Annotated in this window: 6 protein-coding genes and 1 pseudogene; all 7 read right to left on the minus strand. The window is 62.3% G+C overall.

Translation table 11 applies throughout. The features are described 5' to 3' along the window. Positions 1–77: 77 nt before the first annotated feature. A complete protein-coding gene (locus tag ACWEQQ_RS42990) occupies positions 78–1,700 on the minus strand; it encodes a long-chain fatty acid--CoA ligase (RefSeq protein WP_452352287.1) in 1,623 nt (540 codons plus the stop codon). A gap of 22 nt (positions 1,701–1,722) precedes the next feature. Then, positions 1,723–2,691: pseudogene (locus tag ACWEQQ_RS42995) on the minus strand (proline dehydrogenase family protein). A gap of 360 nt (positions 2,692–3,051) precedes the next feature. Then, positions 3,052–4,527, minus strand: a complete 1,476-nt coding sequence (locus ACWEQQ_RS43000; RefSeq protein WP_452352288.1) for an amidohydrolase family protein — start codon at positions 4,525–4,527, stop codon at positions 3,052–3,054. Positions 4,528–4,824: 297 nt separating this feature from the next. Continuing rightward, positions 4,825–5,268: an MFS transporter gene (locus tag ACWEQQ_RS43005; protein WP_452352289.1), complete on the minus strand. Its 444-nt coding sequence runs from the start codon at positions 5,266–5,268 to the stop codon at positions 4,825–4,827. 240 nt (positions 5,269–5,508) lie between these two features. Further along, positions 5,509–6,894 (minus strand): L-serine ammonia-lyase, encoded by a 1,386-nt coding sequence (locus tag ACWEQQ_RS43010; protein ID WP_452352290.1) that lies wholly within the window; start codon positions 6,892–6,894, stop codon positions 5,509–5,511. A gap of 134 nt (positions 6,895–7,028) precedes the next feature. After that, positions 7,029–8,393, minus strand: a complete 1,365-nt coding sequence (locus ACWEQQ_RS43015; RefSeq protein ID WP_452352291.1) for a DUF3100 domain-containing protein — start codon at positions 8,391–8,393, stop codon at positions 7,029–7,031. A 34-nt stretch (positions 8,394–8,427) separates the two neighbouring features. Next, the coding region (locus ACWEQQ_RS43020; protein WP_452352292.1) for a peptidase dimerization domain-containing protein at positions 8,428–9,219 on the minus strand (792 nt) is incomplete at its 5' end.

The raw sequence follows: 9,219 nt of genomic DNA on the forward strand, positions 1-9,219 counted from the left end.
GGTGGGGAGTTCCTGCGGGCTGCCGCTCGGTCGGACGGCGGCCTGCCGATCATCGCCGATCGACACCGAACAGTTGATCAGAACCTCTTGGTGTCGAGAATGCCGTTGTGGAAGTCGGCGCGCAGGCGCTTCTTGTCGAACTTGCCGACGCTGGTCTTCGGGACCTCCTGGATCACGGCCCAGTTCTCCGGTAGCTGCCACTTGGCGACCTTGTCGGCCAGGAAGTCCCGCACCTGATCGAGCGTGACCCCGCCGCCCTCGCGCAGCACCACCGCGACCAGCGGGCGCTCGTCCCACTTCTCGTCCGGGATACCGATCACTGCGGCCTCCGCGACCGCCGGGTGTCCCATCACCGCGTTCTCGAGGTCCACCGACGATATCCACTCGCCACCGGACTTGATGATGTCCTTGGTCCGGTCCGATAGCGTCAGGTAGCCGTCCGGGGTGATCGAACCGACGTCACCGCTGCGCAGCCAGCCGTCGCGAAACTTGTCCGGTGCCTCGATGCCGTAGTACGACGACGTGATCCACGGCCCACGGACCTCGAGCTCACCGATGCTGGTGCCGTCGTGGGGAACCCGGTTGCCGTCGTCGTCGATCAGCCGCGCCTCCACCGAGGCCGGGAAACGGCCCTGCGAGTAGCGGTACCTCCACCGCTCCTCCTTCTCGCTGCCGGCCGGCGGACGACCCACCGACCCCACCGGCGATGTCTCGGTCATGCCCCACGCGTGCAGCACCGACACTTGGTGATCGTTCTCGAACGCGTGCATCAGCGACGGCGGCACCGCCGCCCCGCCGATGAGCACCTCCCGCATGAAGGAGATGTCCTGCGGGTGCTGCTCGAGATGCAGGTGCAGGCCCTGCCAGATCGTCGGCACCGCGGCCGCGAACGTCGGGCGCTCCGACGCGATCAGCTCGGCCAGCGGCGCGGGCTGCAGGAACTGGTCCGGCATGATCAGCGACGCGCCGATCATGAACGCCGCGTACGGCAGGCCCCACGACATCGCGTGGAACTGCGGTACCACCGCGAGCGCCCGGTCGCCCTGCGCGAGGTTGGGGCCGTCGCTCATGCACACCTGCATCGAGTGCAGGTAGATCGAACGATGCGAGTAGACAACACCTTTCGGGTCACCCGTGGTGCCCGATGTGTAGCACATCGCCGCGGCCGATCGCTCGTCGAGTTCGGGCCAGTCGAACTCGGTCGGCAACCCGGCGATCAGACCCTCGTAGGTGTGCACCTGCACGCCCTTCGGGGCCTCGAGGCTGGCCGTCGAGTCGCCGGTGACGATCACGTGCTCGACGGTCTTCATCTGCGCCAGCTGCGGGCCCAGCAGCGGGATCAGCGTCGCGTCGACGATGATCACCCGGTCCTCCGCGTGGTTGGCCACGTGGATCAACTGCTCCGAGAACAGCCGGATGTTCAGCGTGTGCAGCACCGCGCCCATCGACGGCACCGCCAGATACGCCTCGAGGTGTTCGGCGTTGTTCCACATGAACGTCGCGACCCGTTCGTCACCCTTCACATCGAGACCGCGCAGCGCGTGCGCCAACTGCGCACACCGCCGACCGACGTCGCCGTAGCTGCGACGCCGCGGACCGGCCTCGGTCCAGGTGACCACCTCCTCTTCCGAGTGGACGGTACTTCCGTGCCGCAGCAACTGCGCGACGGAAAGAGGTAAATCATTCATCGTGCTCAACATGGGGTGCTCCTCAATCGCCGCATCAGTGGCGGCGTTCTGTCAGTGCTCGCAAGAAGAAGGTGAGATTTGCCGGGCGCTCGGCCAGGCGGCGCATGAAGTAGCCGTACCACTCGTTTCCGTACGGCAGGTAGACCCGCATCCGTTGCCCCTCCTCGGCAAGTCGTAGTTGCTCGGAATCCCTGATCCCGTAGAGCATCTGGATCTCGAAATCGTCGGGCGTCCGATCGGTCGTGGCGGTGTGCTTGAGCGCTGCGCCGATCATGAAGGGGTCGTGAGAAGCGACCATCGGGTAGCTCTGCCCTCCATGAGAATCCGCAGGCACCGCAAGCACGCCTCCTCCACGGCCGGCTTGCTTTGGAAGGCGACGGAGGCCGGTTCCCAGTAGGCCCCTTTCAGAGTCGAATCCGGGACCCTGGTCCGAACAGGTCGACGCAGTCGGCTTCGGTGCGACGCAGGTATGCCTGCAGGACCGTTCCGAGGGTGGGGAAGTCCCGTCTCAGTTCACGGACGATCTCGAGGGGCGAGTCGGTGGTGGTGTGGTCTTCGGCGTTGATGGTGACCCATGCACCGACATCTTCTGCTGCCGCGCATATCTTGTGGGCGTTATCGAGCGCGATTCGGTGGCCATCCCGGGACAGGGCTTGACCCATTGACGACAGCTTGAGCGAGACTTCCACCCTGTGGTTGCTCGAACCTGAGCGGTCCTCATCGGAGGGAATCCGGGAAAGAGCAGACGGCAGCGTCGAATAGCGGCCGACCGACTCCGTCGCCTGCTCGGGCTGGGTGGTGTCCTCGCCGAGGAAGTCGATGGTGATCGAGCGGCCGGAGTCGAGGACGGAATGGGCTGTCGAAACGACATCCCTTCGCTCTCTCCGGCGATGAAGCGATTGACCATTCTCTTTGTTGCAGGAACAGCGCTGATTGCATGTTCCATCCGTGGGGACCGTCCCGCTGTGAGGAGAAGCGGGCGTGGTGGGTTCATCAGCGGCATCAGTTGTCCTCGGTGTCTACGGCAGTCTGGTGGGGTACCGATGGTCGATCGTCGGCACGAAGGTCTCCTTGATCGTGCGAGCGGAGGTCCATCGCATGGGATTTTGCGCGGAGCCGGCCTTGTCGTTCGTGCCCGAGGCTCGACCCGCGCTCGTCGGTGATTTCCCGCCACTCGGTCAGGCGGTGGTCCACCTCTCAACTGCTGGGCCGAGTTACTGCCCACGCCAACTGCCTGGCGCAACGTCAGCGATGAGGCGACCGACGAGAACGTGTGATCAGCGCACTCTTTGGGCCGGCCCTGCCCGCTACCACCGAGGTGCAGACCAGCAGTGTGTCCGCACACTCGGCGATAGCGGTGGGCTCACGCGCGAACGGGACGCCCTGGGAGCTCGTCGACCTTCAACTCTCCGCCACTGACGATCTCGACGCCGTTGACGATGACGTAGTCGAATCCGGTCGACGTCGCCGCTGTGTCGGTGAATGTGGCTCGATCCGAGATTGAGCCACCGTCGAAGACGACTATGTCGGCGTCGGCTCCTTCCTGGATGCGTCCTTTGCGGGACATGGAGGGGATCGACGCGGCGAGGATCTGAGCGGGGACCAGGCTGCAGCGTCGAATCACCTCGGACAGGCTCAGTGCGCCGGATTCACGCCACAGAGAACGAATCGAACGGCTATAGGTCCCCGCCGTGCGTGGGTGGGTGACAACGTCGGGAGGCAGGGGCCACAAGAGGTCGTCTTGGGGAGTGGTCCGCCACACTGGTTCGAGGCCGTCACTCGCGATGGCGGTGTCAGGGAAGACAAGTGCTCGGGTCAAAAGATCGCGGGCGGTGGGGTCGTCCTCTTCGAGGAAGTGCACGGCGACAAGGTCACCGGCGTTGGTTCTGCGCATTTCGCTGAGTTCCTTGGCGCTGCCGAACCTCCGCTCGGTGGGCATGTGCTGAATCGCGTGCGGCGTTAGCCCACGTCGGTGAAGCACGCTCGGGTCGAGGAAGGCTGCACCGATCCCAGTCATACCGGTGCCGTACGGGTAGGCCTCGGTGGAGACTTTCGCGCCGTTGGCGCGTGCCTGCTCAACAAGGACATGCACGCGGTCGAGGTGGCGCAGAGAGGTGCTATTGATGTGGCAGTAGTGCATGTGGGCGCCGGTTTCGCCTGCTGCGCGCACGATTTCCTCGGCGCCGTCGACCAGGGTGTCGGGATCCTGTTCGACCAGGTCGCGGGCATGGGTGTAAGTCGGAACACCCCGCTCGGCGGCTAGTCGCGCGACTGCGGTGTATTCGGAAGGCGACACTCGCGGCGCATAGCCGACCATAATGCCCACGCCGAGAGCCCCGTTGCTGAGGTCCTGCTCCAACAAGGAGAGGATCCGGACTACTTCGTCAGGACTCGCCTCGGCCTGCCATTCCGGTCGTCCCATGTTGATCAAAATGTCCTCGGGGATACCCGTGGTGGAAATCCCTGCTTTGACATGCAGTCGTGCTGCCGCCCAGCTGGTAGAGAATCCGTAGTTGATGGGCCGCCCTTCTGTCGCGGCGCGTTCGTAGGCGCGGGTAATGGGGTGTACGCCAGCCTCGAGTTCGAGGGCAGTAGTCACGCCGTCGAGTGCCTGCAGTCGCATACCCGGGATCCCAGCACAATGACTGTGTAGGTCAATGAATCCGGGGGCGACAATCCGGCCCGAGACGTCAAGGACACAGCGCCCATCGAGTGGAGTCTTACTGACGGTGGTGACCGTGCCCCGGTCGATGCCGACATCGAGAACGGCATCGGTTCCGGATTCGGGGTCGATCACTCGACCGTTGTGAAGGACTAGATCATGCAGAGACATTGACATCACATTCTTTCATGGTGCTCTCACCGGAGGATTCGGCCTTATCGCCGGAGGAACAAAACAGCAGCGCTTATGGCCACACCAGAGTTCCGCAGTACCTGCTTCCAGCCCACGGCTTCCTGTTCGACCGGCTGATGATCGTCGGTGACCTCGCGCGGGAGAGGGGGAGGGGGGAGGAACTGCCACATCAACACCCCGATACCGGTGCCGACCAGCGCGATGATCCAGTAGCTATGCCCCATCCGACGAGCAGATCAACGGTGCCATGAACAGGGTGCCAGCACCGGCACGGAGCGCGTTTCAGGCCTGGGTGAAGCCGGCACTGCGAGTGCGGGTTTGTGAAGTCGTTCGCTCGGCGAGCGCGTTCAACGATGCCGGCGGGAAGAGGGTGTGCGCCGCGCCGAACAAGGCACGATCTATCACGAGCAGAACCAACCCCTGGGCCAGGCTTGTGGAGGCGGTGAAAACCGACCACGCCAGTAGCGACGGAAGGAGCAGTGGTCGGGTCCCGAACCGGTCGGCCAACAGGCCTCCGGGCAACTGGGACGGCATGTAGGCGATCGCGAAGGCATACACGACGAAAGCCCTGCTGTGTTTGTCCATGTAGAGCTCGGATCCCATGAATGGCAGCGCCACTGAGATCGCGACTCTGCCGATGTAGTCGATGACGTAGATGACAGCGAGCAATGCGATCGTGGGCGCCGATGTCCGCCGGAGGTTCAGGCAAGAGCTTTCTTCCGCCAACAACCATCTCCCCTTCTGACGTAACGCTGTAGGTGGGATCGCCAAGTATGTGGCTGTCGACGCAATTCACGCTTCGTGCGGAATTAGAAAACATTCGTTCGCTGTTACCAAGCCGAGGAGAGGTATTGTTCTGCAAGCGTGTGTGCCCGTGCGGCGGCCTCGGGATCGGCAGGTAATGATTGGCCACGCGTTCGATCAGCGGCAAGTTCCGGTACCGGATCGCCTCGTGCATCACCCAAGTCAGCATTCGATGACGTTGATGGCTAGGCCGCCAGTGGACGTTTCCTTGTATTTGTCGCTCATGTCGGCACCAGTCGCACGCATGGTCTCGATGACTGTGTCGAGACTGACAATATGTTTCCCGCTGCCATTGAGCGCAATTCGGACGGCCGTGATTGCCTGTGCTGCTGCCATCGCGTTGCGTTCGATGCAGGGAATCTGGACAAGGCCACCGACAGGGTCGCATGTCAAGCCGAGATTGTGTTCCATGGCGATCTCTGCAGCGTTCTCCACTTGTGCCGGTGTTCCGCCAAGAACCTCACAAAGAGCTGCGGCAGCCATCGAACACGCCGAACCGACCTCGCCCTGGCACCCGACCTCAGCTCCGCTGATCGACGCATTCGCCTTGTACAACTGTGCAATTGCGCCGGCAGTCAGGAGGAACCGCACAGCGTCTCGTTCGCTCGCACCCTTCGTGAACTGCATGTAATAGTTCAGCACGGCTGGCACCACCCCTGCAGCACCGTTTGTCGGCGCCGTCACCACGCGCCCACCGCATGCGTTCTCCTCGCTCACCGCCATCGCGAAAACTGTGGCCCAATCGAGCTGAATCAGTGGATCATCGGCACGGCCTTCATCGCTGAGACGGCGAGCCATGTGACCTGCACGGCGGGAAACCTTCAGACCGCCTGGAAGAGTGCCGTCGGCCTTGAGCCCTGATTCGACGCACTGGCGCATGACAGACCAGATCATTGCCAGGCCGTCGGTCACTTCTTGTTCGGATCGGCGCACAGCCTCATTTGCCATCATGATTGTGCTGATAGGAAGCCCAGTTCGTGCACAGTGAGCGAGCAACTGCTGTGCGCTGTTGAACGGGTAGGGTTCCGGGCCGGTGCCGGTGCCTACCTTGTCCCCGCGCGGCCCTCCTCTCAGGGCTGCTTCTTCTGCGCCCACGACAAAACCGCCCCCTACCGAGTAAGCCTCGCTTACACAAAGTTGCGCGCCTGATGCATCGAAAGCAGTGAAACGCATGCCATTCGGATGTCGCGGCATGCGCTCATTGCCGCGAAACACTACATCATCGTTGGTCAGAGACACCGGCAGCCGGCCGCCGAGCATGACGATGCCCCGCTGAAGTATGGCATCGCAACGTTGCTGCATACCATCGGTGCTCACCGATTCGGGAAGTTCGCCTTCCAGGCCAAGAAGGATGGCCCGGTCAGTACCATGCCCACGACCGGTTGACCCCAACGAGCCGTAGAGGTCAACGCGCACGCGGTCCACTTCGTCGAATCGTGCTGTTGCTGAGAGAGTCTCGGCAAACGCACGCGCTGCCCGCATGGGTCCGACAGTGTGCGAACTCGATGGTCCGATTCCAACGGAAAAAAGATCAAGGACGCTGATCATTTCTTTAGACGCTCTCTTGCTCAGTAAGTACGCAAATACTCGGTATTCGGGTGCCAGGCTTGCCGGCAGAGCCTCCACCGATGACTCCGGAGGCGGCGATCGCGACTGCCTGGCGGTTCAGTCCGACGCGTCAGTCAGGAGTGCCATAGTCCGAGGGTGAGCTCGGCAAGGACGGTCGCGACCAGATACGAAGCTGCGATCGCAGCAGTACCTACCGGAATGATCTTCCAGCCGATGTTGCGGAGAACCGGAAGGTCCTTGCCTATGCTCAATCCTGCAAAAGTCAGGATCATTGTGACCGCCGAGCCGAGGCTGACGCTCTGACTCACTTCCAGAATCCACGTTGCCACTGGCGAGAACGGCATTGCGAGAACGGCAGCGATGGTCACTACAGAGATGATCGCGGGAATTCGTCCGCGGCTCAATCGCGAAACGGCCAGGCCAACCAGGGTGACTGCGGCCATCAGCGCATAGCAGAAGAGCCTATCCCATGAGAGACTCCGAGTCTCGATGGACGAGACAATAACCCCAACGCCTACCACGGTGGGTATTGAAGTCCACAGCGGCACAGTGATGTTCGATTCGATCGGCTCAGCAGCTTGGGTGTGTACGGATGGTTCGGTCGCGACGTTTCGGGACGCCGCGCGTCGTGTCAGCCGCCGATACAGTCGGTCAGCAAGTGGCAGTGCGATCCAGGCGCCGATGTAGACGCCAACCATTGCTGTGATTAGGTTGGAAGCCGTTGCCAAGGCCGTCGTTTCTTCGGCTAGGCCAGGAAAGGCTGAATTGATCGAGGCGACCGCGGCAATCATCATCGACGTGGACCCGACACCTGCGCCCATCGCGAGTGCTTGCGGGTCGAATATGCCGAATGACGCTGCGAGCGATGCGATAGCGCTGATGATTAATGCCCCGAACACGGCACCGAACGCATACATCGCCAAAACGCCCCTGTATTGGGGCGACCCGGAGCCGAAGCGTTCGCTGACCATCGCGAACGCGGGTTCGCGGTCGATCGAGAACGTGGCTCCCACGGTTTCTGCCCCCATTTTCAGCAGTACTGCCAGGGGCAACGCGATGAGAATGGTTCCGAATAGGTGACCGAGTTCCTGAAGCAGCAGTGCAGGTCCCGCGTCGGCCAGGACTGTGATGTTGGGTCCGAGGCTGAACCCCAAGCGGGCAACCAGGATCAAGGAACCCAACGCCATCACTCCGCTTGCGGCATGCTGCAGCTCAACTGGAAGCGGCTTCCGTTGCTGTGCTGAGACCGCGGCGCCCGCCAGAAGAGCCCATACAAGTGGGAGCAGGGTTATCTCCGCCTTCGCTAAGGGGATTTGCCGAACTCCGATCAGTTGCGCAACGCTGGCTATCACCACTGCCAGACTGATGAGTACCCAGAGTCGTCTATTGTTGAAGGTGAGGCGGCCTTTGTTTTCGGATACATCGCTGTCGTCAGCGCCACCACCAGCGCTGTTTGTGGTGCGTGTTCCCTCTGTCATTTGAAGATCCCATTCGAGCTATGTGTTGGATGACTCACGCCTGCAAACTCTGACGGGTCGCCCCTTCCATACGCTCGGCGGTTCGCTGCCGAAACTCCTGGCGGATGTTCGGCGTAGCGGCAACATCAAGCGTCGTCCAAGCCATGGCAATGGCGGCATCGAGGATGGCATCGTCAGCTGCTCTACTCACCGCCGCCAACGTAAATTCGGGATTGTGTGGGATCGCGGATTCTCCAAGGAAGGACACCATTGGGTGAATGGAAGGCACGACCTGGGACACGTTTCCCATGTCGGTCGAACCACCGCGAAGTGGAGGAGCTGTTAACGTCCGCCCCAGTGCGGTGAGGTTGGCATCCCACAGGCGCGCGAGGGTTTGGTCGGTCTTGACCGGCGCATAAGGGTGTTCGGTGGGCGCCCAGTCCCATTGGCACCCAGTCGCAGTTGCCGCTCCGTCGAAACAGGCGAGCACTCGCCGTTTGAGGTCTCGCCATAGTGGGAGGTCATCAGCACGCACTTCCACCTGCACGACTGTCCGATCAGGGATGACGTTGGTCGCTTCACCTCCCACCGAGACGAACGCGTTCATGTTCGCGTTGTGGTTCACGTGCTGACGGAGGAGGGCAATGGCGGTCAGCGCCAGTGTCGCCGCGGCACCTGCGTTGATTCCCATAGCGGGCGAACTTGCGGCATGCGCCGTTCGTCCGCTGAATATGACTTCGAATCGATCGCATGCCGTCAGGTCCACTGCTGCGGCACTCCTGTCCTCGCCGGTGGCACCGTGGGCCATCATAGAAAAGTCGACGTCCTCCCACGCTCCGTCCATCAG

This window comes from Nocardia sp. NPDC004123 (genome assembly GCF_053603795.1).